Source organism: Variovorax sp. Soil_C_17 (assembly GCF_057657265.1).
Genome location: NZ_JBDGIT010000002.1, coordinates 16002 through 41257 on the forward strand (window position 1 = coordinate 16002; position 25256 = coordinate 41257).

At 67.6% G+C, this 25256-nt stretch carries 22 protein-coding genes; 12 read left to right on the forward strand and 10 right to left on the reverse strand.

What is annotated here, in order from left to right; translation table 11 throughout:
• On the reverse strand, positions 1 to 984 hold the full coding sequence (locus AC3A6Y_RS08700; protein ID WP_487867834.1) for a LysR substrate-binding domain-containing protein: 984 nt from the start codon (positions 982 to 984) through the stop codon (positions 1 to 3).
• Positions 985 to 1133: 149 nt separating this feature from the next.
• Here AC3A6Y_RS08700 and AC3A6Y_RS08705 point away from each other — a divergent pair, with 149 nt between their 5' ends.
• The gene (locus AC3A6Y_RS08705; protein ID WP_487867835.1) at positions 1134 to 1469 is read left to right on the forward strand and encodes a DUF2917 domain-containing protein; all 336 of its coding nucleotides are present in this window, start codon (positions 1134 to 1136) and stop codon (positions 1467 to 1469) included.
• A gap of 6 nt (positions 1470 to 1475) precedes the next feature.
• Here the strand turns inward: AC3A6Y_RS08705 and AC3A6Y_RS08710 are convergent, their stop codons facing one another.
• The gene (locus tag AC3A6Y_RS08710) at positions 1476 to 1865 is read right to left on the reverse strand and encodes a BLUF domain-containing protein (RefSeq protein WP_487867836.1); all 390 of its coding nucleotides are present in this window, start codon (positions 1863 to 1865) and stop codon (positions 1476 to 1478) included.
• A 90-nt stretch (positions 1866 to 1955) separates the two neighbouring features.
• Here AC3A6Y_RS08710 and AC3A6Y_RS08715 point away from each other — a divergent pair, with 90 nt between their 5' ends.
• Positions 1956 to 2723: a Crp/Fnr family transcriptional regulator gene (locus tag AC3A6Y_RS08715; RefSeq protein ID WP_487867837.1), complete on the forward strand. Its 768-nt coding sequence runs from the start codon at positions 1956 to 1958 to the stop codon at positions 2721 to 2723.
• A gap of 120 nt (positions 2724 to 2843) precedes the next feature.
• Positions 2844 to 4145, forward strand: coding sequence for a lipopolysaccharide biosynthesis protein (locus AC3A6Y_RS08720; RefSeq protein WP_487867838.1), 1302 nt, complete (start codon positions 2844 to 2846; stop codon positions 4143 to 4145).
• Here AC3A6Y_RS08720 and AC3A6Y_RS08725 read toward each other — a convergent pair.
• Both AC3A6Y_RS08725 and AC3A6Y_RS08730 read right to left on the reverse strand, forming a co-directional pair.
• Positions 4130 to 5062, reverse strand: coding sequence for a glycosyltransferase family protein (locus AC3A6Y_RS08725; protein WP_487867839.1), 933 nt, complete (start codon positions 5060 to 5062; stop codon positions 4130 to 4132). The genes AC3A6Y_RS08720 and AC3A6Y_RS08725 overlap by 16 nt on opposite strands.
• A gap of 103 nt (positions 5063 to 5165) precedes the next feature.
• Entirely contained in the window at positions 5166 to 6050 is an 885-nt protein-coding gene (locus AC3A6Y_RS08730) for a DUF6279 family lipoprotein (protein WP_487867840.1), read from the reverse strand.
• On the opposite strand from AC3A6Y_RS08730, the gene glmU reads away from it, so the two are divergent.
• Positions 6049 to 7482 carry a bifunctional UDP-N-acetylglucosamine diphosphorylase/glucosamine-1-phosphate N-acetyltransferase GlmU gene (gene glmU / locus AC3A6Y_RS08735; RefSeq protein ID WP_487867841.1) on the forward strand — a complete coding sequence of 478 codons (1434 nt, stop codon included), beginning with the start codon at positions 6049 to 6051 and terminating at the stop codon, positions 7480 to 7482. The two genes, AC3A6Y_RS08730 and glmU, sit on opposite strands and share 2 nt — an antisense overlap.
• Here the strand turns inward: glmU and AC3A6Y_RS08740 are convergent.
• Positions 7479 to 7958, reverse strand: coding sequence for an Lrp/AsnC family transcriptional regulator (locus tag AC3A6Y_RS08740; RefSeq protein WP_487867842.1), 480 nt, complete (start codon positions 7956 to 7958; stop codon positions 7479 to 7481). The genes glmU and AC3A6Y_RS08740 overlap by 4 nt on opposite strands.
• Before the next feature lie 147 nt (positions 7959 to 8105).
• Between AC3A6Y_RS08740 and glmS the strand changes: the two genes are divergently transcribed.
• Complete coding sequence (gene glmS, locus AC3A6Y_RS08745) at positions 8106 to 9986, forward strand: glutamine--fructose-6-phosphate transaminase (isomerizing) (RefSeq protein ID WP_487867843.1); 1881 nt, start codon at positions 8106 to 8108, stop codon at positions 9984 to 9986.
• A 195-nt stretch (positions 9987 to 10181) separates the two neighbouring features.
• Here glmS and AC3A6Y_RS08750 read toward each other — a convergent pair whose 3' ends face one another.
• On the reverse strand, positions 10182 to 11246 hold the full coding sequence (locus AC3A6Y_RS08750) for a LacI family DNA-binding transcriptional regulator (RefSeq protein WP_487867844.1): 1065 nt from the start codon (positions 11244 to 11246) through the stop codon (positions 10182 to 10184).
• Between the two features lie 161 nt (positions 11247 to 11407).
• Between AC3A6Y_RS08750 and AC3A6Y_RS08755 the strand changes: the two genes are divergently transcribed.
• From AC3A6Y_RS08755 to AC3A6Y_RS08780, 6 genes are all read left to right on the forward strand, one after another.
• On the forward strand, positions 11408 to 12823 hold the full coding sequence (locus AC3A6Y_RS08755; protein WP_487867845.1) for an ABC transporter substrate-binding protein: 1416 nt from the start codon (positions 11408 to 11410) through the stop codon (positions 12821 to 12823).
• Positions 12824 to 12826: 3 nt separating this feature from the next.
• Positions 12827 to 13750, forward strand: coding sequence for a carbohydrate ABC transporter permease (locus tag AC3A6Y_RS08760; RefSeq protein WP_487867846.1), 924 nt, complete (start codon positions 12827 to 12829; stop codon positions 13748 to 13750).
• A gap of 31 nt (positions 13751 to 13781) precedes the next feature.
• Positions 13782 to 14621: a carbohydrate ABC transporter permease gene (locus AC3A6Y_RS08765; RefSeq protein WP_487867847.1), complete on the forward strand. Its 840-nt coding sequence runs from the start codon at positions 13782 to 13784 to the stop codon at positions 14619 to 14621.
• 61 nt (positions 14622 to 14682) lie between these two features.
• Positions 14683 to 15732: an ABC transporter ATP-binding protein gene (locus AC3A6Y_RS08770; RefSeq protein WP_487867848.1), complete on the forward strand. Its 1050-nt coding sequence runs from the start codon at positions 14683 to 14685 to the stop codon at positions 15730 to 15732.
• Positions 15733 to 15750: 18 nt separating this feature from the next.
• A complete protein-coding gene (locus AC3A6Y_RS08775) occupies positions 15751 to 17394 on the forward strand; it encodes an arylsulfatase (RefSeq protein ID WP_487867849.1) in 1644 nt (547 codons plus the stop codon).
• Positions 17395 to 17404: 10 nt separating this feature from the next.
• The gene (locus tag AC3A6Y_RS08780; RefSeq protein ID WP_487867850.1) at positions 17405 to 18373 is read left to right on the forward strand and encodes a formylglycine-generating enzyme family protein; all 969 of its coding nucleotides are present in this window, start codon (positions 17405 to 17407) and stop codon (positions 18371 to 18373) included.
• Positions 18374 to 18574: 201 nt separating this feature from the next.
• On the opposite strand, the gene tcuB is transcribed toward AC3A6Y_RS08780, so the two are convergent.
• From tcuB to AC3A6Y_RS08800, 4 genes are all read right to left on the reverse strand, one after another.
• On the reverse strand, positions 18575 to 19759 hold the full coding sequence (gene tcuB / locus AC3A6Y_RS08785; protein ID WP_487867851.1) for a tricarballylate utilization 4Fe-4S protein TcuB: 1185 nt from the start codon (positions 19757 to 19759) through the stop codon (positions 18575 to 18577).
• Positions 19746 to 21182, reverse strand: coding sequence for an FAD-dependent tricarballylate dehydrogenase TcuA (gene tcuA / locus AC3A6Y_RS08790; RefSeq protein WP_487867852.1), 1437 nt, complete (start codon positions 21180 to 21182; stop codon positions 19746 to 19748). Before tcuA ends, tcuB begins: the two co-directional genes overlap by 14 nt.
• Before the next feature lie 76 nt (positions 21183 to 21258).
• Positions 21259 to 22185, reverse strand: coding sequence for a LysR family transcriptional regulator (locus AC3A6Y_RS08795; protein WP_487867853.1), 927 nt, complete (start codon positions 22183 to 22185; stop codon positions 21259 to 21261).
• Between the two features lie 316 nt (positions 22186 to 22501).
• Positions 22502 to 22984 (reverse strand): MarR family winged helix-turn-helix transcriptional regulator, encoded by a 483-nt coding sequence (locus AC3A6Y_RS08800; RefSeq protein WP_487867854.1) that lies wholly within the window; start codon positions 22982 to 22984, stop codon positions 22502 to 22504.
• A gap of 118 nt (positions 22985 to 23102) precedes the next feature.
• On the opposite strand from AC3A6Y_RS08800, the gene AC3A6Y_RS08805 reads away from it, so the two are divergent.
• Complete coding sequence (locus AC3A6Y_RS08805; RefSeq protein WP_487867855.1) at positions 23103 to 25250, forward strand: tannase/feruloyl esterase family alpha/beta hydrolase; 2148 nt, start codon at positions 23103 to 23105, stop codon at positions 25248 to 25250.
• The last annotated feature ends 6 nt before the right edge of the window (positions 25251 to 25256 follow it).

Sequence of the window (25256 nt, forward strand, 5' to 3'; positions counted from 1 at the left end):
CTAGTCCATCTGGTCCACGGTGTCCGGATCGGGCACCTCCCCGATGGTTTCCCGCGTGATGGCCGCCTGCGCCTCCAGCCAATCGCGAAAGGCCTGGATCTCGGGCCGCTGCGTGCTGCGCGGACCGACGATCAGCCAGTAGGCCATGGGCGAATCCATGCGGTGCTGCGGCAGCACCTCCACCAGGTCGCCGTTGGCCAGGCTCTCGGCAATCAGCGAGCTGCGCGCCAGCACCAGGCCCTGTCCGGTGAGTGCGGCCTGCACCATCTGGTAGGCGTAGTTGAAATAGAGCCAGCGCTTGGGCTGCGCGCGCTGCAGGTCGTTCACCTCGAACCAGCGCCGCCAGGTCAGCCATTCCAGGTGGGTGCGGTGCGCGTCGCCGGCCTCGATCAGTGCGAAGCGTGCGATGTCGGCCGGCGTCTTGATCGGCGGGTTGCTCTTGATCAGCCAGGGGCTGGCCACCGGCGTGAGGTTCTCGCCGAACAGGCGTATCGCGCCGGCCGGCATGTTCTCGCCGGGGCCGTAGCGCAGGGCGATGTCGATGTCCGCGAGGTCCATGTCCAGCGCGGCGTCGGTGGCATCGATGCGGATGTCGATGTCGGGGTTGTCGCGTTGGAAGGCCTCGAGGCGCGGGATCAGCCACATCGAGGCGAAGGAGGCGAAGGTGGTGAGCGAGACGCTCTTGCGCCCCGCGCTCTGCCGGATCTGCCGCACCGCGCCGTCGATGCGCGGCAACGACTGCTGTACCGCCAGCAGGAGCTGGGCGCCCGCGCTGGTGAGCTCGACGGCGCGGGTGTGGCGCAGGAACAGGCCCACGCCCACTTCTTCCTCCAGCGACTGGATCTGCCGGCTCACGGCCGACTGGGTCAGCGCCATCTCCTCGGCCGCAGCGCGGAAGTTCAGGTGGCGGGCCACGGCCTCGAAGGCGCGCAGGTGGCCGGCGGAGATCGGGCGGGAGCGCAAGTGGGTCTGGGAATACTGCATGGGCTGGATCCGAGGGGTCCGGATTGATGCGAAAGCGGAATCAGTAGGGTAGCGCGTTTTCATTGGACCGCGAACGGGGCAAGGCAGATCATTCATTCCCGAAGCGCGAAATTGCGCTGATGGAGAAACCCCCTCTTTAGGAGTCTCGTATGTCCGCCGTCTGCACCACCTCCACGTTCCCGTCGTCCCCGGCCCTGGCCCAGCGTCCGGCCAACGTACCGCCGGCCGTTCGCCGCGGTGCATGGCAGCTGGGTGCCGGCGAGGCGACCAGCCTCAAGGCAGCCGGCGCGAGCATTCTGCGCGTGCGGCAGGGCCGGGTCTGGGTCACACGCGATGCCACCGCCCAATGGGGCAGCGAAGACCTGGTGCTGGCACCCGGCGAGACGCTGCGGGTCGAAGCCGGCGAGCGCATCGTGATGGAGCCGTGGGACGGCCACGGCGCCACCTACAGCTGGGATCTCGCGGCGGCCGCCGAGCGGGCTTGAAGCCGATCAGATGTCCAGCCGGGGGCGCAGCGCCATGAAGCGCGCCAGCGCCTCCACCCCGTCGAACTGCTGGACGATGGCGATGTCCTCGCTGTCCTCGACCTGGGCGAGCCCCAGGTCGAAGGCGTGGTAGCGGCGCTGCAAGAGCTCGCCCTCGTACACCACGCGCATCTGCACGTGCCTGGGGTCGGCCTCGAGCCGCTGCATCAGGCGCAGCACGTTGCCGCGCGGTCCTTCGAAGTGCTGGCAGAAGCGCATGCCGTCGAAGACCAGCAGCCCGGTGATCCCTTCCATCGCATTGCGGGCGCGTGCCTGGGCCACGATGTGGCCCACCACGTCGGTGGGCTGGTTCGGCGCCAGTTGGCTGAAGTAGAGGATCTCGTGGAGTTCTGTCATTCGTTTGGGAATCCGGGACGCCGCAGTGTAGGAGCGCGCTGCGGTGAGCGAAATGTGAAAAGACACAGATCGCGCGCCTATAGTCCGAAGGTGACCCTTGACTATCCAGCGCTCAGTCACCCGCCCACCGGTCCCGATCCCTGCGACCGCTGCCTGCTGCGTTGCAACCCCGCCTTCCTTCCGGTCACGACCGAGGAGCTGCGTCTCATCGAATCCTTCCGTACCGGCACGCGTTCCGTCGAGGCCGGCCGGGCGGTGATCGAGGAAGACCGCGCCAGCCCGCAGCTCTACACGATCTATTCCGGCTGGGCCTTCCGCTACAAGACGCTGAGCGACGGGCGGCGCCAGATCCTCGGCTTCCTGCTGCCCGGCGACTTCATCGGGCTGCAGGACGAGTTTGCCGACAGCCACACGCACGGCGTCGAGGCGGTGACCGGCGTCACGCTCTGCTGCTTCGCCCGCGATCGGCTGTGGGAGCTGTTTCATGCCCAGCCGAAGCTGGGCTACCACATCACCTGGCTGGCGGCGCGCGAGGAAAAGATCGTGGACGACAACCTCGTGACGGCCGGACGCCGCAACGCGGCCGAGCGGGTGGCGATGCTGTTGATGCATCTCTACCGGCGCGCCGAGCGCCTCGGCATGGCGCGCGAAGGCTGGGTCCAGTTTCCCTTCAACCAGCAGCACATCGCCGATGCGCTGGGCTTGTCGCTGGTGCACACCAACAAGACCTTGAGGCGGCTGCAGCAGCTGCGCCTGTACAAGCTCGAGGCCGGCTGGCTGCGCATCCTCGAGCCGCATGCGCTGGAGACGCTGGGCGACTACTTCGAGCGGCCGCTGCAGGCCACGCCGCTGATCTGACCGGTCCGTGAGCGGACCGGTCACGCCCATCGCGTATCGTAGAGGGCCTGTCCGCCCTGCGCGGACGAAGTCTCGACCCGGCAGCCGCCGGCCAACCCCATTGACCGTCGCCGCTCATCCGTGAAGCTCCTCCCCCGTCTGCGCCAGATCGCCCTGGTCGGCAGCGTCGAAACCTTCGGCGTGGCCATCGGCGGCATCGCCGGCCTGCTGATCGTCAACGTGCTGCCCAAGGACCAGTACGCGGCCTACACCTTCCTGATCGCCTGCATGACCTTGATGCTGGGGATCAGCGACCTGGGGCTGGCCCATTGCACCATGCCCATCGTCGGCCAGCGCGCCAACGAGCAGCCCTGGGTGGTGGGCGTGTGCCACCAGGTCTTTCGCAAGCGCTGGGTGCTGCTGGGGCTGGGGCTGGCCGTCATCGGGCCCTACTGGTTCTACAGCTCGCAGCAGCACGGCTGGTCCGGCGCGGCCTACCTGGCGGGCTCGCTGCTGATGCTGGCGGTGGTGCTGCTCACTCTGCGGGAGCATTACTGCAGCACGGTGCTGCTGATCCTCAGCCAGATCAACACGCTGAACCGCATCGCCTTCTACTCGCACAGCGTGCGAATCACCTTCGTGGGGGCGGTCCTGCTGCTCCCGATCACTTCCTGGTCGATGGTCGGCATCGTGGCCGCAACGGCCGCGGCCAGCTTCGTCAGCGTGATGTTCTACCGCAAGGCCTTCCGGACGCAGCAGATCGCGGACGCGCACCTCGACGCCGGCGACGCGAAGAAGGTGGATGCCGAGATCCTGCGCATCGCCAAGCCGCTGGTGCTGCCGGGCGTGTTCTACCAGGTGCAGGGCGTGATCACCGTCTTTCTGGTGTCGCTCTTCGGCACCGCCAGCATGCTGGCCGAGGTGGGCGCCTTCGGCCGGCTCGCGATGGTGCTGATGGTGGTCGACCGCGTCACCAACGTGCTGCTGTTCCCGGCCATCGCGCGCGCACCCATGGGCCCTCGGCTGGGCAAGATCGTGGCGCAGGCCCATCTCGCCTATTTCGCGATGGGGAGCGCGGTGCTGCTGACGTCCTTCTTGTTCCCGCAGTACTGGATCCTGCTGCTCGGCAAGCAGTACGAGAGCATGACGCCGCTGGTGTGGATGGTCTTCCTGGCGTCCATCGTGATGAACGCCTCGGGCTTTGCCTTCCGTACCCTGTCGGTGCGCGGTGCGACCGCGGGGCAGACCTACAGCATCGCGGTGACGCTGATCACCCAGGTGCTCTACCTGTGGCTGGTGGGCGTGAGCGACCTGCGCTCGGTGCTCTGGTTCGGCATCGCGACCAGCCTGGCCAATTTCGGCTACCAGTACGCGCTGCTGGCCGTGCGCTGGCTGGAGTGGCGCAAGGACAAAGCCCCCGAAGACGCTCAGGCGCGCTTGTAGAGCCGCCCGATTGCGGCCGCGATCTTCAGCGCCAGCGTGCTCTTTCGCAGCTCGCCGTCCGAATACACGCGGATCGGCGCGTTGGCGTAGCGCCAGTACCACTTGCTCGCGGCCGAGGGCGGCCGCCCGCTCAGGGCCTGTCGGATGAAGCCGCCGTGCCAGGGCTTGACCGAGCCGATGGCGTGCGAGAGGTAATAGCCGCCGGGCGCGAAATCCATCGCCTCGGGGCCTGCAGTGTTCAGGGGCGCCTCGCACACCGTCAAGGCGAAGTTCAGCGCGTCCTGGTCCGTCGAATGGAAAAGCTCGGCCGAGCCGCCGGCCTTGAGCTGCTTGGCGCCCTTGTTGTAGTCGACCACCAGGTCGCACAGCCGGCGCCACAGGTCCAGGAACTCGAAGTGCGCGCGCGACACCGCGATGAAGCCCGCGTTGTAGTAACGGTCCAGACCGCGACGGGGCGTGGCGCCGTGCGGTGCGAAGAAGCGGGCCCACAGCAGGCGCTTGGGATGGCGCGCCGGAAAGCACCAGTTGACGTCCTCGGCCAGCGAGATGCCGTCCTCCGTGAACCAGCCGGCGAGCGACGGCCAGTCGCACTTCACCACGATGTCCGGATCGATGTAGGCGCAGATGTCGGCCTGCGGGGCGTGCTTTTCCAGCATCTCGCGGATGAAGGTGGGCTTGTAGTAGGTGAAGTGCAGCGGCGTGTCCAGCTCCAGCATGCACAGCGTCAGCTGGGGCGCGACCTTCAGCCGGCCGCTGGCGCGGTCGAAGGCCGGCGCATCGACGATCCAGCCCGGCAGGGCGCCGCGGTAGCCCACCCACAACTCACCCTGGTAGCCGGCGGCGATCAGCGAGTTCGCCAGGGCCGCGACGCCGTAGTGGTAGTTTTTCTCGAAGAGCGTACAGAGCGTGATGTTCATGGAGGATGCGGGGGTGTGGCAGCTGAGTGTAAACAAATGTTCTACATTTTCGCGTGACGTCGGACTCAATGATCGGTCATCGGCGATCGTTCCCGGTGCGTACTCAGTGATCGGCGAACAGCTCGCTCAGGTCGCGTTCGTAGGCGTGCAGGCGGCGAGCCGCCTGGTAGCGCTGGGCCGCGCTGGTGCTGTTGTGCAAGGCCGCCATGTTGCGGCAGCCCTCCTGCTGCAGCGCCTGTTGCCGCTCGCGCCATGGGCCCGGCGGCGGGTCGGCGATACGCATCACGTAGGCATGGATGGCGGCGCGCGCCTCGGCCGGCGGCGTCCGCTCGGCCTGGAAGCGGCGCAGCAGCGCCAGCACCTCCTGCTGGCGTCTGCGCCGCTCGGCATCGAAGGCCTGGGGGTCGAAGCCCGACTGCGCCACCTGCTGCCTGAGCAGCTCGCGCTGGGCCGGCTCGAGGCGGCCGTAGAAGTCCTCGTAGCGCTCGAGGGTGCGCTCGTAGCGCTTCTCGTGCCAGCGTGCCGGGCCGTGCTCCAGCCATTCCTTGCGGTACTCGGCGTTGTTTTTCGCGTATTTGCGTTCGAGCTGCTGCAGCTGGGCTTCGCCCAGGCTCAGGGCCAACGCCGTGCCCGGGCCTTCGGCCTGCACGGCCACCGCGAGCAGCCGCTCGCGGATGTGGTCGGCGAACGCGCAAGCCTGCTGGGGCGTGATGTTTTCAGGCGCCAGTGCCTGCGCGCCACGGAGCAGCTCGACCAGCCGTGGCAACTCGTGGCGGCGATGCCAGGCCAGCAGCTCGGCCAGGTCGTCGCGCACCCGCGGGGTCTGCGCGCCGCCGAAATCCAGGTAGCCGTCCAGCCACCAGTAGCTCAGCTCGGGAAGGTTGTTGTAGGCCAGCTTGAGCGTGCTGCAGGCTGCCAGCGCCGCGGCCGCGAGCAGCACGCCGATAATTCGCGCCAGCCTGACCCAACGCATTCGAGAAAGTGGCATGAACAAGACTCCGCAGGACAACCAGGAACCGGTCGACGTCGTCATCATGGCGGCCGGCAAGGGCACGCGCATGAAAAGCAGCCTGCCCAAAGTGTTGCATCGTTTGGGTGGCCGCGCGCTGGTGGCGCACGTCGTGGACACGGCCGCGCGCATCGGCGCGCGCAACGTGGTGGTGGTCACTGGCCACGGCGCCACCGATGTCGAGGCCGCGCTCGGCGAGGGCGCGGCCGGTGCGGTGCCGCAGTTCGCGCGCCAGGTGCCTCAGCTGGGCACCGGCCACGCGATGCAGCAGGCGGCGCCGCTCCTGCCGGACGACGGCACCGTGGTCGTGCTCTCGGGCGACGTTCCCCTGATCGGCGACGCCACCCTGCGCTCGCTGATCGCGCAGAGCGGCGGCCGCCGTCTCGCGCTGCTCACCATCCGCGTCGAGGACCCGACCGGCTACGGCCGCATCGTGCGCGCGCCCGCCGCCGAGGGCGAAGGCGAGGTGCAGGCGATCGTGGAAGAGAAGGACGCGAGCGAAGCCCAGCGCACCATCCGCGAAACCTACAGCGGCGTGATGGCCGTGCCCGCCGCGCTGCTCAAGCCTTGGCTGGCGCGGCTGGACAACAAGAACGCCCAGGGCGAGTACTACCTGACCGACGTGGTGGGCCTGGCCACCATCGACGGCGTGCCCGTCGTGGCGCACCGCATCGAGGACCCGCTGGAGGTGGCCGGCGTCAACACGCCGGCGCAGCTGGCGGCGCTCGAGCGGGCGTACCAGCGGCGCCAGGCCGAGGCGCTGCTGGTGCAGGGCGTGCGCCTGGCCGACCCCGCGCGCATCGACGTGCGCGGCACCCTGGCCTGCGAGTCGGACGTGGAGATCGACGTCAACTGCGTCTTCGAAGGCGCGGTTTCGCTGGGCGCGGGCGTGCGCGTGGGGGCCAACTGCGTGATCGCCAACGCGCGCATCGAAACCGGCGCGGTGATCCATCCCTTCACCCACATCGATGGCGAGAAGACCGGCGTGACGGTCGGCGTCGGCGCGCGCGTCGGCCCCTTCGCGCGGCTGCGGCCCGGCGCGCGGCTGGGCGCCGAGGTGCATATCGGCAACTTCGTCGAAGTCAAGAATTCAACGCTGGCCGCCGGCGCCAAGGCCAACCATCTCGCCTACCTGGGCGACGCCAGCGTGGGCGCGCGCGTCAACTACGGCGCCGGCAGCATCACGGCCAACTATGACGGCGCCAACAAGCACCGCACCGTGATCGGCGACGACGTGCATGTGGGCAGCAACTGCGTGCTGGTGGCGCCGATCACCATCGGCGCCGGTGGCACCGTGGGGGGCGGCTCGACCGTGACCAAGAGCACCGAGCCGGGCGTGCTGACCATCGCACGGGGCCGGCAGGTCAGCTACGCGAACTGGAAGCGGCCCCAAAAGGCGCCGAAGGATTAGGACGCAGCCGGCAGCGGCACCCGCGGATCGAACTTCGCTCGCTTGACGCTGAAGAAGGCCTTCACGTTGCGCACGTTGGCATCGGTGGTGAACAGGCGCTGCGCGAGGGCCTGGTAGCCGGGCATGTCGCGCACCGTGGCGATCAGCACGAAATCCGGGCCGGGCGAGACCCGGTAGCACTGCTGCACCGATTCGTCCGCGACGACCCGCGCCTCGAAGGCCTCGAGTGCGGCGGCGTCCTGGCGGTCCAGCGAAATCTCGATTACCGCGGTGAGCAGGGCGCCGACGCGCTCCGGGTCGAGGATCGCGACTTCGCGTGCGATCCAGCCGGCTTCGCGCAGGCGGCGCACCCGCCGCAGGCAGGTGGCGGGCGACAGCCCGTGGCGCGCGGCCAGGGCCTGGTTGCTTTGGGAGGCGTCTTGCTGGAGTGCATCGAGCAGTTCCAGGTCGACGGCATCTGTGTTCGAAGATTTCATGGAGCGAAGCATACTGAAATATCATTGCATAATCATTGCATGCTGAGCGGCGAATGAAATCTCCCGGCGATTTCAACCGAAACTTGCATGCAAATTTCACAACGCCGTGCCTACCATCCTCGGACTTCCATCAGCAGGAGCTCATTCATGTGTGGCATCGTCGGCGCCGTCTCTGGCCGCAACATCGTTCCCATCCTCGTCCAGGGCTTGCAGCGTCTCGAATACCGCGGCTATGACTCCTGCGGCGTCGCCGTGCATGCGGGCGGCCTCGAGCGCGCCCGCACCACCGCCCGGGTGGCTGACCTGCTGGCCCAGGTGCGCGACGACCGCATCGAAGGCAGCACCGGGATCGCCCACACGCGCTGGGCCACGCACGGCGCGCCGGCCGTCCACAACGCGCACCCGCACTTCAGCCATGGTCCCGGCCCGGGTGCCGAGTCCGCCCGCCCCGGCCGCGTGGCACTGGTGCACAACGGCATCATCGAGAACCACGAGGCGCTGCGCGCGAAGCTGCAGGCCAAGGGCTACGTGTTCGCGAGCCAGACCGACACCGAGGTCATTGCCCACCTGATCGACAGCCACTACGACGGCGACCTCTTCGAGGCGCTGAAGGCCAGCGTGCTGCAGTTGCAGGGCGCGTACGCCATTGCCGCCATCTGCCGCGACGAGCCGCACCGCGTGGTCGGTGCGCGCGCCGGCTCCCCGCTGATCCTCGGCGTGGGACAGGAGGGCGGCGAGAACTTCCTTGCCAGCGACGCGATGGCCCTGGCCGGCGTGACCGACCAGATCGTCTACCTGGACGAGGGCGACCTGGTCGACATCCAGCCCGGCCGCTACTGGATCCTGGACCGGGCCCACAAGCCGGTCGAGCGCCCCGTGCGCACCGTGCTCGCACACAGCGGCGCCGCCGAGCTGGGCCCGTACCGCCACTACATGCAGAAGGAAATCTTCGAGCAGCCGCGCGCCATCGCCGACTCGCTGGAGGGCATCGAAGGCATCGTGCCCGAGCTCTTCGACGGCGTCGGCCAGGACGGCAAGCCGGGCGCTGCGGCCTGGCGTGTCTTCAAGGAAATCGACAAGGTGCTGATCCTGGCCTGCGGCACCAGCTATTACAGCGGCTGCACCGCCAAGTACTGGCTGGAGGGCATCGCGAAGATCCCGACGCAGGTCGAGATTGCGAGCGAGTACCGCTACCGCGACTCCGTTCCCGACCCGAAGACCCTGGTGGTGACCATCAGCCAGTCGGGCGAAACCGCCGACACGCTGGCCGCGCTCAAGCATGCTCGCTCCCTGGGCATGGCTCACACCCTGACCATCTGCAACGTCGCGACCAGCGCGATGGTGCGCGAATGCAAGCTGGCCTACATCACGCGCGCCGGCGTCGAGATCGGCGTGGCCTCCACCAAGGCTTTCACCACGCAGCTGGCGGGCCTGTTCCTGCTCACGCTGGCGCTGGCGCAGGCCAAGGAGCGCCTGAGCGATGCGGACGAGGCCCGCTACCTGAAGGAAATGCGGCACCTGCCGGTCGCGCTGCAGTCCGTGCTGGCGCTGGAGCCGCAGATCATCAGCTGGGCCGAGGACTTCGCGCGCAAGGAAAACGCGCTCTTCCTCGGCCGCGGTTTGCACTACCCCATCGCGTTGGAGGGTGCGCTGAAGCTCAAGGAAGTGACCTACATCCACGCCGAGGCCTACGCCGCGGGCGAGCTCAAGCACGGCCCGCTGGCGCTGGTGACCAGCGAGATGCCGGTGGTGGCCGTGGCGCCCAACGATGCGCTGCTGGAAAAGCTCAAGAGCAACCTGCAGGAAGTGCGTGCGCGCGGCGGCGTGCTCTACGTGCTGGCCGACGGCGACACCCACATCGAGCGCGGCGAGGACCTCCACGTGATCCGCATGCCCGAGCACTACGGGGCCCTGTCGCCGATGCTGCATGTGGTGCCGCTGCAGCTGCTGGCTTATCACACGGCTTGCGCGCGGGGAACGGATGTGGACAAACCCAGGAACCTGGCGAAGAGTGTGACGGTGGAGTAGGGGGCGCGTTTCTAGGGACGGTCTTGTCCGGCAAGAATGAAGTTCGTCGGAGAGGCCTCCACCTGGCCCGACTTCTGCGTCGGTCGCGCCTCACGTGGATTTGCTCCGACACGGACCAGCGACGGCAGAACTATCAGAGCCATGTGCCTCGCATGCTGTCTAGTTTGCGGCCGCGTCAGTCGAAGCCTGAGGACGCTACCGGCTACGCGGCGGCGCGGTGCTGCCGCGGTAGACGATCTCGCTGGCGAAGGACTGGCTCAGCGGGGGCGACTCGCCGTCCAGCCGCGCCAGGAGCTGCTCCGCCGCGGCGTGCCCGATCTCGGTGATGGGCGTGCGGATGCTGGTGAGCCCCGGTGTTTGCGTCGCGCCGAGGTCGGTGTTGTCCACACCGGTGATCGACATGTCGTCGGGAATGCGCACGCCCGCGCGTCGGCAGGCCAGCATGGCGCCCACCGCGAAGACGTCATTGGTCGCCACCAGCGCCGTGGGCGGCTCGGCCTGCGCCAGGATGCGTGCCATACCCTCCTCGGCCGCCGCCAGCGAGATGGGTGCGTACTGCACGCAGCGCTCGTCCAGACCCAGCCCGGCCTCGGCCAGGGCGGCGCGCATGCCGGCACCGCGGCAGCGGGCGCGGTCGTTGCCCTCGACCGGTGCGCTGAGCAGCCCGAAGCGGCGATGCCCCAGGCCGATGAGGTGGCGCGTGATGTCGCGGGTGGCGCCTTCGTTGTCGAAGCCGATGCTCGGATGGCGCCCGGCCGGATCGGTGCCCCAGGTCAGCACGTAGGGCCGCCCGTACTCGTCCAGCAGGGCAAACAGCGCCGGGTCGTGGTCGATGCCGACGAAGACGAAGGCATCGACGCCGCGCTGCGCGAGCTGGCTGGCAAGGCGCGCCTCGACCGTGAGGTCGTAGTGGTGCTCCGCCAGCACCAAGGCATAGCCCCGCTCGTCGAGGCGCTGCTGCAGCGCGCTGGTGGTGCGCGCATACAGCGCGTAGTCGAAGGACGGCACGACGGCGCCGACCATGCGGCTGCGCTGGCTGCGCAGCGAGCGCGCGGTGGCGTGCGGCACATAGCGCAGCTTTGCGACTGCGTCCATCACGCGCTGCAGGGTCTGGGGGTCGAGCTGGTCGGGGTTGTTGAGCGCGCGCGAGACGGTGGTCATCGACACCCTGGCCAGTTGCGCCACGTCCTTCGCGCTGGCGCGTGCACGCAGTTCGCGCAGGACAGGGGCCGGGGCGGGACGCGCAAGGGAGCTGCTCATCAGACCATTCTAGGTCTTTCAGGGTCGGAATCGATTTCTAGACGTTTGCGCGTATCGGGGAAATCACCAACATTTACCTATGGTTTTCGGCGCATGATCGGCTCTGGAATCGATTTCATGATGGGCGCCGCGCGGCGCCGCCCCGAACAGGAGACACCGCCGTGGACGATCGCACCCGCTATTCCTCTCCCGTGCAGGCCGGCCGACGCCGCCTGCTGCAGCGGACCGCCGCCCTCGGCGCAGCAAGCATCGCCGCGCCCTGGTGGGCGGCGTCTGCGTCGGCACAGGAGGCCGATCTGGCGCCCTACCGCAGCGCCAAGATCAACTGGCGCCAGGTCGAGGGAGAGACGATCTCGGTCGCGGTGATCCCGGCCAGCTACTTCGACAACCTCGGCACGCTGCTGCCGCAGTTCGAGGCGCTCACGGGGATCAAGGTGCGCGTCGAGAAGGTCCCGCCCGGCCAGATCCGGCAGAAGGCCACGCTCGACCTCTCGTCGAAGACCGGGACCTACGGCACCCACGCGGCCGACCCGATGTACTACCCGCTGTACGTGGCCAACAAGTGGGTCGACCCGCTGGACAAGTACCTGAGCGACGCCAGCCTGACCGACCCGGCCTGGTACAAGTACGACGACATCCTCAAGGCCTGGCGCGACGCCGACTCCATCGGCGGCAAGCCCTACGGCATCCCTTACGACGGCGAGGTGACGGTGCAGGTCTACCGCAAGGACCTGTACGACGCCAAGGGCCTGAAGCCCGCGACCACGCTGGACGAGCTCGTCGCCAACGCCAAGGCGCTGAACGATCCCGCCAATCGCATGCACGGCCTGGCGCTGCGCGGCTTCGCCGGGGCGGGGCAGAACATGTACATCTATCCGTCGCTGCTCAAGGGCTTCGGCGGCAAGTGGTTCGCCGGCAAGGACCTGGTCGTGAATTCGCCCGAAGCCGTGCGCGCACTCGATTGGTATGTCAACACGCTGACGCAATACGCGCCGGCCGCGGTGCGCAACTGGAACTGGCCGGACATCGCCGACGCGTTCTCGCAGGGCACGCTGGGCTGCTACATCGATGCGCATTCCTCCGCCGCGGTGCTGAGCAATCCCGAGAAGTCCAAGGTCGTGGGCAAGGTGGGCTTCGCGCGCTGGCCCAAGGGGCCGGCCGGCCCGTGCGCCACCTCGATCTGGAACTGGGGCTTCCCGATCAATGCCGCGCTGTCCGACAAGGCCAAGAAGGCCACGTGGCTCTTCATCATGTGGGCAACCTCGGCCGAAACACAGGCCCGCACCTCGTGGAAGTTCGCCGGCCCCGCCAAGCGCTCGGGCATCAACCGCCTGTCGCTTTGGAAGTCGGCCGAGTTCGCCGAGGCCATGAAGGGGGCGGGCGACAACTTCATCAAGGCCGCGCTCGACTCGCTGGAGCAGGACACGGACGTCGAATGGCGCCCGCGCGTGCCGCAGTGGCCCGCCATCGGCGAGACCATGGCCACCGGCATCCAGTCGGCGTTGGTCGGCCAGAAGAAGTCGAAGGAAGCGCTGGACGAAGCGCAGAACCGCATCGCCCAGATCATGAAGGGCTGACCCGTGGCGGCGGTTCTCCAGGGCGCCGCGCCGGCGAGCGCGCGCCCGTCCCTCACCCTCGCCGCGCAGGAGCGCCGCTTCGCCTTCACGCTGCTGGCGCCGGCGCTGCTGGTGCTGCTGCTGGTCACCACGGTGCCGCTGGTCTACCTGGCGTGGAACAGCCTGAACCGCATCGACCTGGGCATGCCGTGGATGTCGGGCTTCGCCGGGCTGGACAACTACGCCAAGATGGGCAGCGACCCGCGCTTCTGGAATTCGCTGTGGCTCACGCTGGTGTACACGGCCAGCACGGTGGTGCTGCAGGTGCTCATCGGCCTGTCGCTGGCGCTGCTGGTGCTGCAGATTCCCAAGGGCCAGGGCGTGCTGCGCGTGGGCGCGATCCTTCCGATCGTGCTGGCGCCGGTGGTGGTGGGCCTGTTCTGGCGCACGCTGGTGCTGGCGCCGGACACGGGCCTGCTCGACGTCGCCACGCGCGCGATGGGCCTGGGCAGCCACAACTGGCTGGGCGACCCGCAGCTCGCGCTCATCTCAGTCATCGCCATCCACACCTGGCAGTGGACGCCCTTCGCCTTCCTGGTGCTGCTGGCCACCTTGTCCACGCTGCCGGGCGACATCTACGAGGCCGCGCGGCTCGACCGGGCCGGCGCCTGGCAGCGCTTTCGCTACATCACGCTGCCGCTGATCCGCCCGGCCATCGTCATGGTGGTCATCATGCGCATGATGACCGCGCTGTCGGCCTTCGCGGCGATCTTCGCGGCCACGGGCGGCGGCCCGGGCTCGGCCACCGAGATCCTCAACCTCTACGCCTACCGCACCTCCTTCACAGAACTGAACATCGGCTATGGCGCCTCGCTGGCGATGGTGCTGCTGGGCATCACGCTGGCGGTGTCGTACCTGATGTTCCGCCTGCGCAAGGCGAAGTCGTGAGCACGGCTGCATACCCCACCGGGAGACGCCCATGAACAACAAGACGCTTCGCAAGGCAGCGCTGTGGGCCGTGGCGCTGGCGCTGCTCACCGTGTGGGCCTTCCCCGTGCTGTGGGGCCTGCTCACCTCGTTCAAGACCGAGCGCGACGTGCTCGCCTACCCGCCCAAGCTGATCTTCACGCCCACGCTGGACAACTACCGCGAGGTGATCTTCGGCGGCTCGTCGATCCTGCCCAACCTGTGGTCGAGCATCGTGGTCTCGTGCTGGACCACGGTGCTCACCATGCTCTTCGCGGTGCCTGCAGCCTACGCGCTGGCGCGGCTGCGCTACCCGGGCAAGCGCGGCTCGGGCTTCTATGTGCTAGCCACGCAGATGCTGCCGCCGGTGGGCCTGATCATTCCCTTCTACCTGGTGCTGCAGAAGATCGGCGGGCTCGACAGCTACAGCGGCCTCACGGCCATCTACCTCACCTTCTCGCTGCCTTTCGCGGTGTGGCTGATGGTGTCGTACTTCGAGGACATCCCCTTCGAGATGGAAGAGGCCGCGCTGCTCGACCGCGCGGGGCGGTTGCGCACGCTGTGGTACGTGATCCTGCCGCAGGTGCGCGGGGGCATCGCGGTCACGACCATCTTCGTCTTCCTCAATGCGTGGAACGAGTTCCTGTTCGCCGTGGTGCTGGGCGGCAACAAGGTGCGGCCTGTGACAGTCGCCATGTACAACTTCATCTCGCTGGAACAGACCCAGTGGGCGCGGCTCGCGGCCGGCGCCATGCTGGCGATGGCGCCGGTGATCATCGTCGGCCTGGTTGCCCAGCGCCACATCGTCAAGGGCCTCACGGTGGGCGCGGTCAAGGGAGGCGGCAGACGATGAGCGCCCGCAACACCGCCCTGGAGGGGGCCCACACCACAGTGCGTAGCACGGAGGTTTTCCGATGAGCCAGTACGGCAGTGTCCGCATGGAAGGCGTTGTCAAGAGGCACGGCAGCTTCACCGCGCTGCATGGCATGGACCTGAGCATTCAGCCTGGCGAGTTCTTTGCCCTGCTCGGCCCATCGGGCTCGGGCAAGACAACCACGCTGCGCATCCTCGCGGGCCTGGAAGAGGTCAACGAAGGCCGCGTGTGGCTCGACGACGCCGACGTGACGCACGCCCAGCCAGGCGAGCGCGACGTGGCGATGGTGTTCCAGAGCTACGCGCTGTACCCGCACATGTCGGTGGCCGAAAACATCGCCTTCCCGCTAAAGATGATCGCCAAACCCAAGGCCGAGATCGACAGCGCCGTCAAGGAAGCCGCGGCCAAGGTCAACATCGGCCACCTGCTGGAGCGAAAGCCGGGTCAGCTCTCGGGCGGGCAGCAGCAGCGCTGCGCGCTGGCGCGCGCCATCGTGCGCAAGCCGCGCCTGTTCCTGCTCGACGAGCCCCTGTCCAACCTGGACGCCAAGCTGCGCATCGAGACGCGGGCCGAGCTGCGGCGGCTGCAGCGCTCGCTGGGCGTAACGGCTGTGTACGTCACGCACGACCAGGAAGAAGCCATGACCGTCGCCGACCGGGTGGCCGTGTTCATGGAAGGCCGGCTGGTACAGACGGGCACGCCCAAGGAGATCTTCATGAAACCCGCCACCGTGGCCGTGGCCGGCTTCATCGGCACGCCGCCGATGAACCTGCTGGACGCCACCGTGACCGGCGGCCGGGTCCACGTGGCCGGCACCACGGTCGCCACGCCGCCGGTGCGCGACGGCGACGTGGTGCTGGGCGTGCGGCCGGGTGACCTGCGCCTCGCGGCCGACGGCATTCCCGCGCGTGTTGACTTCGTCGAGGACCTGGGCGACGCGCTGATCGTGAACCTCGCCATCGGCGACCAGCGCGCCAAGCTCAAGACCGACCCCAGCGGCACGCCGCCGGCCGAGGGCCAGGCCGTGCACCTGGCTTTCGCTCCCGAAGCGGCGCACCTGTTCGACCGCGCCAACGGCCAAAGACTCTGACCCCTACGGCAACCCACCATGACCAAGAAACCGAACATCGTCCTGATCCTCAACGACGACATGGGCTACTCCGACATCGGCTGCTATGGCGGCGAGGTCGAGACGCCGAACCTCGACCGCATGGCCGCGGGCGGCCTGCGCTTCTCGCAGTTCTACAACACAGCCCGCTGCAGCCCGTCACGGGCGTCGCTGCTCACCGGCCTGCACCCGCACCAGACGGGCATCGGCATCCTGACCTACGACTTCGGACCCGAGGGCTACGCCGGCAATCTCAACCATCGCTGCGTGACCATCCCCGAAGCGCTCAAGGCCAGCGGCTACCGCGCCTACATGAGCGGCAAGTGGCACGTGGCCGGCAACCTCACCGAGCCGACCGACGCCTGGCCGATGCAGCGCGGCTTTGACGCCTTCTTCGGCACGATCATCGGCGCAGGCAGCTTCTACGACCCGAACACGCTCACGCGCGGCAACGACAACGTCGAGCATGAGGCATCGGCCGACGAGAGCTGGTTCTACACCGATGCCATCAGCGACGACGCGGCCGCGGCCATCCGTCGCCACGCGAAGGAACACGCCGACGCGCCCTTCTTCCAGTACGTGGCCTACACCGCGCCGCACTGGCCGCTGCATGCGCACCAGGAGGACATCGCCAGATACAAGGGCCGCTTCGACGCTGGCTGGGATGAGCTGCGCGAGCAGCGCCTGCAGAAGCTCGTGGACAGCGGCCTGCTGCGCGACATCTGGAAGCTGACCGACCGCGACCCCACCCAGCCCCAATGGACGCACGCCGAGCACAAGGCCTGGCTGCTGCGCTGCATGGAGGTGTACGCGGCGCAGATCGACCGCATGGACCAGGGCATCGGCCGCATTCTCCGGGCGCTGGAAGAGACAGGTCAGATGGAGAACACGCTGGTCATCTTCCTGGCCGACAACGGCGCCTGCGCGGAAGACATCCCCGAGCACGTGACGGTCGACGAACTGGTCAACAAGCTGCGCATCGCCAAGGCCACGACCCGCTCCGGCGAGCCCGTGCATTTCGGCAACAACCCCGAGCTGATGCCGGGCCCGGAGAACACCTACCAGAGCTACGGCACGGCCTGGGCCAACCTGAGCAACGCGCCTTTCCGCCTCTACAAGCACTGGACGCACGAAGGCGGCATCTCGACGCCGCTGATCATGCACTGGCCGCAAGGCATCGCGCAGCGCGGCGAGGTGCGCCACACACCGGGCTACCTGCCGGACATCATGGCCACAATCCTCGACGTGACGGCCACGCCGTACCCTGCGCAGCACCAGGGCCACACGATCGAGCCGCTCGAAGGCCACAGCCTGCGGCTCGCCTTCGCACAGGACCTGGCCGAGCGGCCCACCATGTTTTGGGAGCACGAGGGCAACGCAGCGGTGCGCATCGGGAAATGGAAGCTGGTGCGCAAGTACCCGCTGGACTGGGAGCTGTACGACATGGAGGCCGACCGCACCGAGCTGCACGACCTCGCTCGCAAACACCCCGAGCGCGTGTCCGACATGAAGGCCCAGTACGACGCTTGGGCGAAACGTTGCGGCGTGATCCCGCGCGAGAAGATCCTGCAGCTGATGAAGGATCAGCAGACGCCGCCCGCCTTCTGGGAGGAAGAGATCGTGGAGGAAGCCCGCAAGGGTTGAGGGCGACGCCATGGACACGCTGCTGGCCGCACGCAAGTCCTGCTGCATGCCGCGGGCCGCTGGCACGGCGCTGCCGCTCTCGGACGCAGCGCCTGCGCGTGTCGGCGCCCGGCCGGAGATCGACTTGCTGGACCTGCGCGGCGGCGACTTCACCATGGGCACCGACAGCACGGAAGGCTTCGCAGCCGATGGCGAGGGCCCCAGCCGGCGCGTGCGCGTCTCGCCGTTTCGCATTGCGCCCACCACCGTGACCAACCGCGCCTTCGCCGTCTTCGTGCGCGAGACGCGGTACGTGACCGAAGCCGAACGCATCGGCCATGCCTACGTCTTCCACCTGCAGCTCGCGCCTGAGCGGCGGGCGGAGAGCCCCGCGGCGCCGGGGCTGCCCTGGTGGCGCGTCGTGGCGCACGCCTGTTGGCAGCGGCCCGAAGGCCCCGGCTCGCACATCCACATGCGGCCCGATCACCCGGTGGTCCAGGTGTCGTGGAACGACGCGAAGGCGTACTGCGACTGGGCCGGTGCGCAACTGCCCACCGAGGCGCAGTGGGAGTACGCGGCCCGCGGCGGGCACGAGGGCCGGCGCCTTCCCTGGGGCGACGCGCTCGCGCCCGGAGGCCAGCGCGCGTGCAACACCTGGCACGGCGACGCTTTCCCCGACGCGCCTGCGCCGGACTGGGCGCCCGGGCCCATGGCGGCCGACGCCTTCGAAGCAAACGGCTTCGGCCTCTTCAACGTCTGCGGGAATGTCTGGGAATGGTGCGCCGACGCCTTCCTGCCCGACTATCACCGCGCCACCTCCACAAACGACCCGCTCGATGCACGGGAGAGCGGTCAGCGTTCGATGCGCGGCGGCTCCTTCCTGTGCCACGACAGCTACTGCAACCGCTATCGCCTGGCGGCACGCAGTTCGAACGCGCCGCATAGCGCGGCCAGCAACATAGGCTTCCGGATTGCCGCACGGATGCCGCTTCACGCCTGAGCGACAGAACGATCGCCCGCTCGACGCGGACCACGTTCGTCGCAGTGGCAATCTCGCCGCGCAGATGCTCGACCACTGCCGGCGGCGTTCCGGCGGGTGCCGCGAGCCCGCCCCAGAAGCGCAGGGGCGGCCTATCGAAGCCTGCCTCCTGCATCGTTTGCACCTGGGGCATGCCCGGGTGACGCTGCACGTGCGGCTGGTTCAGTCCGCACCGAGGCCGACAGGGTTGGGCTGGCGCTTTTCGACGGCATGGCGCAGCAGCGCAGCGCTGCGGAAGAGGCCGTGGCCAAACTTGCCGTAGGGCATGGTGGCAAACAGGGCCATCACCGCGCCCAGGTGCAGGCACAGCAGCAGGGCCAGGGCGGGTGTGCCGCGGCCGAGCCAAAGGGCCAGGCCGCTGGCGCTGGTAAGGAACAGCAGGGCGATGAAGCCGAGGTCCATCGGCTTTTGGGCTGGGTCCCCATGCAGCGGATGCCGCTTGCGGTTCAGCTGCCACAGGCCGGCGGTGCCGAGCATCAAGCTGATGCCACCGACCACGCCGAGCAGCTTGGGCAGGCTGGGCAGGGCGTAGGGCGCAGTCCAGCCGAAGGCGTAGTGGTAGAGCGTGGCCACGCTGGTGGCGGCGAAACACAGCAGGAAGCCATAGAAGGTGAGATGGTGGAAGCGCCGGCGTGCCAGCGTGGAGGCATCGTCTTCGTTGTGGCAGCCGTGGCCATGGCCGCCGTCGAGGTACCTGAGTCGCAGCACCGCGTCGCTGGCTTCGGCCGTGGCGTGCGCATTCAGCGGCGCACCGCCGGTGGCGGGCGTGATTTCGCGCCAGAAGCGCCGCACGCCCATGGCCAACGCCAGCGTGGCGAACAGGAACACGGGGGCGAACAGACTCACCAGCAGGTTGTGAGGAAACACGCTGTAGAAGTTGTCGCCTGGCGCCGCGCCCCACAGGCTGCCCTTGAGCAACGCGGCGAGCGCCAAGAACAACGCCATCGCCGCGGCGAGGGCTAGCGACAGCGTCAGCCCGTTGCGCTGGTAGAGCACCCCGAGTGGAGGTGGCCAGGCGTAGTCCACATAGGTCTGTCCGCGCACCTCCGCCATGGCCTGAGGCACGTTGACGGCAAACTCATGCGGCGGCGCATACTGACAAGCATGCAGACAGGCGCCGCAGTTGTGGCAGAGGTTGGCCAGGAAGTGGATGTCGGCCTTGCCGAATTCGAGCCGGCGGGTCATGGCCGGGAACACGGCGCAGAAGCCCTCGCAGTAGCGGCAGGCGTTGCAGATGTGCATCTGCCTGCCGACCTCGGTTTCGGCGGCCGAAAGAATGGGAACGACGCGGCGCGGACCCACTGCGAGCGACACGGCCTCGCGTGCCAGGGCTTCAAGCGTTTGCATGCTTGCAATCTTTCTGCTTCAGGACGGCGGACGCGGCCTGGGTGCCGGCGATGCGACCAAAGGCAGTGCCGATGCTCATGCCCACGCCGGCGGTGTAGCCCTTGCCGAGCACGTTGCCAGCCATCATTTCGCCTGCCACGAAGAGGTTGGGGCTGGGCCGGCCGCCGAAGCGCACGGCAGCGGTGTCGTCCACCTTCAGGCCGAGGTAGGTGAAGGTGATGCCGGGCCGCAGCGGGTAGGCGTAGAAAGGTGCTGTGTCGATGGGGCGGGCCCAGTGGGTCTTGGCCGGCGAGAGGCCTTCGGTGTGGCAGTCGTCAAGCGCGGTGTGGTCGAAGCGGCCAACGCGGCACGCGGCGTTGTAATCGGCGATGGTGCGCAGGAAAGTCGCCTCGTCCAACCCGAGCTGGCGTGCCAGGTCGGGCAGCGTATCTGCAATGGTGCCGGGAAACACTGGCGGCATGAAGCGGCCCACGGCCTTCTGGTCGATGATGGAGTAACTCACCTGGCCCGGCTGCTGCGCCACCAGCCGGCCCCAGATGGCGTAGCGCTTGGGCCAGAAGTCTTCGCCTTCGTCGTAGAAGCGGTGGGCCTGGCGGTTGACCACCACGCCCAACGACACACAATCAATGCGGGTGCAGATGCCGCCGTCGTAGAGCGGTGCGCGGGCGTCGATAGCCACCATGTGGCCCTGCGACGGATCACCAATGGCGTCTGCACCGGCATCAATCATCTGTTTCAGCAACACGCCCTGGTTGAAGCGTGTGCCGCGGACCAGGAAGTTGTCGGCCGGCCATTCGCCGCGCTCGTTCTGGCCCCAGGCCTCGCGCAGCCATTCGCGGTTTGACTCGAAGCCGCCAGCCGCGAGCACGCAGCTTTTGGCGGTGATACGTTCGCCGGCCTCGGTGCGAACCGCTTCGAAGCGATCGCCGTCGAGTTCCACCGAAGTCACCGGTGTTTCGTAACGAATCTGCACGCCGAGGCGTTCGGCGCTGCGGTAATAGGCATTCACCAGCGCCTTGCCGCCGCCCATGAAGAAGGCGTTGGTGCGGGCCACATGCAGCGCGCCGGAGAGCGGCGGCTGGAAGTGCACACCGTGGCCGCGCATCCAGTCGCGGCAGTTTGACGAGGCGCGGATCACCAGCCGGGCCAAGTGTTCGTCGGTCTGTCCGCCGGTCACCTTGAGCAGGTCCTGCCAGTATTCTTCCTCGGGGTAGGCCGCGACAAGCACGTCCTGCGGCGCGTCGTGCATGCAGCGCAGGTTGCGGGTGTGCTGTGAATTGCCGCCGCGCCAAGCCTTCGGCGCGGCTTCGAGCATCAGCACACTGGCGCCGGCCTCTCGCGCCATCAGCGCGGCGCAAAGCGCAGCATTGCCGCCCCCTATGACCAGTACGTCGATCTTTGCTTCGGCCTGTTCATCGCTCACTGCTTGTCTCCTTGTGGGTCAGGAGACTCTAGGCCGGGGGGCGTTCAGGCGAAAGACCGGATCGGGCAACAGGTGTTCAGTTTTTGAGAAGACTTGCGCCGGCCCAGCGATTCTCGCGCACCAATCTGCGCGCGGTGTCGGCCATCACCACCCGGGTGGCCAGGGCGGCTGGCGACATTTCGTCGTCGGACAGGCTGACCAACAGGTTGCGCCGGCCCACATGGGCGTCGGTGATCTGGCTGCTGAGCACATCGTCCGCCAGCTGGCGTGCGACGGCGGCTCCGGGCTGAATCGTGGCGCCCAGGCCGGCGCGAACGGCGTCCATCAGCAGCGCCAGGCCGTCGATCTCGGCCACAACGTCGGGCACGATGCGCGCGCGGGCAAAGGCGGCGGTGAGGGTGGCGCGGAGCCCATGGCCGGCGCTGGGCATGATCAACGGTACGCTGGCGAGCTGGGACAGACGCACCCGGAGGCCAGCTGGCCGCTGCGCCAGCGTGGCGGCGGCGATGACGAACAGCTTTTCGTCGAGCAAGGGTTCGATGCTCCAGCGGCGCTGTGTGGCGGCTTCGAAAAGCACTGCAAGGTCGAGCTGGCGCGCCTGCAGCATGTTTGCGAGGTTGCCCGACAGTGACTCCACCAAGTGCAGCCGTACGTCCGGGTAACGCGAACGCATCGCCTGGATCAGCGGCAGGCCGAGCACCGAGGCCGTGGTCGGCGCTAGGCCCACGCTCACATGGCCGGACAAGCGCGCCTCCTGCGCCGCGCGCACCGCCTCGTCAGCATGGCGCAGCGTAAGCTGGGCCTGCTGCAGGAAGGCCACGCCCGCGTCGGTGGGGCTGACGCCGGTGCTGCCGCGCTGCAGCAGTCGAGTACTGAGTTCGCTCTCCAGGCGGCTGATCTGCTGGCTCAGGGCCGATGTCACCACGCCGAGCTCAATGGCGGCGCGGCCCATGCTGCGCAGCTCGCAGACCTTCACGAAATAACGGAGTTGGCGGAGTTCCATAGGTGGCGCGCTGGAGTAGGCCGAAGGCCATCGTGTTCGGTCGCCCCATCGTAAACGCGGCGGCAAAGCACAGACGTTCCAGCGCAAGGGCTGGCCACTCACACTGACCACGAGCGGCGGCCATGCAGTCCAGCGGTAAGGTCACTCGATGGTGCCAGCGCCTTCCGTTTGGCGAGAAGGTGAAGTCGTCGTTCTGGGTGCTGTGACGGCCTCTCTACGCTATGGCGTACCCTGCCTGGAACTCGCGGCCGTGCGCAAGCAGCGCCCAGACGGTTCGAGCAACATGTCCTGCGCCGGAGGCCCCGTCAGCGCGCCGTCACAAGTGCATGCGCCGCCTGTTTGTCTTCGGCAGGTTGGGCATTGATTCCGGAAGCCTCATGGCCGCGTCTTCCAGCGTCCTGAACGTCTTGGCGAGTTGCTCCCGTTCGGGCTCGGACAATCCCGAGAGCAGCGCGCGATTGATTGCCTCGACGTCGGGATACAGGGACTCGTAGACCTTCCGTCCCTCGTCGGTCAAAACGACCTCGACAAAACGTCGATCGCTGGACCGGGGCACGCGCGTGGCGAGGCCCTTCTCGACCAAGGCGGTAATGGCGCGCGAGGTGCGGGCGGGTTCGATGCTCGCCCGGTTTGCGAGGCCCGTGGAGAGCTGTGGGCCGTCCTGCGCGAGGATGACGATCAGGCGCCATTCGCGCCGCGTAATGCCGAACTGCCCTTCGCACAGCCTGATCAGTGGCCGGCCTGCCGTGGCGGCCAGCCGGTTCAACCGGAACAGAAACAGGTCCTTCGATCGATCCATTGCTGTTCGTAGTCGGGTGGTGCAAACCCTAAGGCTACTTCATTTTATGAAGTATTGACGCGCGTCATAGATTCTGCTGCAACGAGCGCCCCCAGCTCGAAGCTGAAGGAGACATCGAGTGAACGATCATTGGCGACGCCGCCTCGCGCGGGTGAGGCTTGTTTCGGGTTCTGCCTTCCTCGCGTGGGCGCTGGTGGCTTGTGGCGGCGGTGGCAGCGGTGGCGGCGGAAGCATCGTGGTGGGCGGCACGGGCGGTAACACCGGTGGTGACACGAGTTCGCAGCCAGGCGTCACGCTGCTGGAGAAGGTCAGCGACACGGCGGTCGACGGCGGGATGGTGGAGTCCGTTTACAAGGTCCAGGTCATCAATGGCCCGCATGCCTACTCCTCCGCGGTTGCGCGCGTCTCCGATGCGGGCACCGGTGTATCCGTGATCGACGGTATCGTCCGCATCGGAAGCCTGCCTGGCAGTGCGAAGGCGACGCCCGAAGATACAGTGACGCTGCGCCACGGTACGACGCCGCTGCCGGCCAACATGAAGCTCACTGCGTCGATTCAAGCCTACGAGGCTCCGAGTGCCGATACGTGCGCAGCTCTCCCGATGCAGGTCAGCAACTTGGATCTGTTTCCAAGAAACGTCAAGGTGACATCCGCAACCCTTGTCGCCGCAGCCGGCCAGATACCCGAACACTGCAACCTGCTCGGGACCATCAATGAACGCCGGGGCGCTGACAGTTCCCCTGGCAAGGAACAGAACTACGCAATCAAATGGCAGGTGCGACTGCCCACCGCGTGGAATGGGCGCTTCTACATGCCAGGTGGTGGCGGTTTGGACGGCAGCATTCCGAACACGACGGGGCATCTCGCCGACGGGTATGCCACTGCTGCGAACGATTCGGGCCACGACAACGACGTGAATACCGATGACATGGCCGCTTCGGCAGGTGCGTTCGGCACGGATTTCCAAGCGCGCACCGACTTCGCATATCGCGCGATCGAACTCACGACAAAGCTCGCCAAGGGCTTTATTGCGACCTATCAAGACAAGGCCACTGAGTACTCCTACTTCGAGGGCTGCTCGATGGGCGGCCGGGAGGCACTGATGGTCACGCAGCGGCTGCCCGAACAGTTCGACGGCGTCGTGTCCGGCGACCCTGCCTTGCGGTTTGCATCGGTGACGGCAAAGTCCGTCTACGTGTCCCAGATCTTCGGCGATCTCGCGAAGAACATGGGCGTTTACTCGATGAACGGCGTGCCACTCGCCAACAACACGTACACGAACCAAGACCTGCAACTGGTCTCGAAAGCAGTGCTCAACGCCTGTGATGCGCTGGACGGGCTCGTCGACGGCATGGTGAACCAGCCGCTGCTGTGCACCACGCCCGTTGTGACGCCGCACCTCGATGCAGTCCAATGTACGGCAGGCAAGACGGCGGCGTGCCTGACCACGGACCAGATCAGCACGATCAAGAAGTTCTACGCTGGGCCAGTTACGCCGACCGGGGCGCGCCCCTACACGGGCTGGATGTGGGACCCGGGCATCGCAGGCTGCACCAGCGCGACCGACTGCAATTCGCCTGCGTCGACGAACATCGCTGGCGGATGGAGAACCTGGAATCTTGGCAACTTCCAGACCAACTTGGCGACCGCAGTGAACACGGCGAACGCGTACACGGCTGCCCGTGGTGGCGCTGCAGCAACCGTAGTGGTGCCAACGCCCCCGGTGATGCCCTCTCCCGTGGCGAATGAGGCTCTCACCAACTACCTGATGAACTTGGACCTGGACCTGTACGTCGCCAGCATGCACAGGACCACGCCCGCCTTCCCCGTGTCGGGATACGACCTCTACGAGACTGCGTCGACCGATTTGTCGAAGTTCCGTTCACGGGGCGGCAAGCTGGTCATCTACCAGCCGCAGACGGGCGGACCCTTCTCTCCGCTGGCCATGGTGGACTACTACCAGAGCCTGAATGCAGTGAACGGTGGATCTTCTTTCGACTTCAGCAAGACACAAGCGTTCGCGCGGCTGTTCATGATGCCGGGGGCGCAGCACTGTGGCGGTGGCCCTTCCACGAGCAACATCGACGCGTTCGCTTCCGTGGTGAAGTGGGTTGAACAGGGAAGCGCACCCGATCGCATCGTCGGAACTGCGCCGAACAACACGCCATGGCCCGGCCGCACGCGCCCCTTGTGCCCCTTTCCAAAGACGGCCCAGTACATCGGCACGGGCAGCATCGAACAAGAGGCGAACTTCGTTTGCCGCTGACACAAG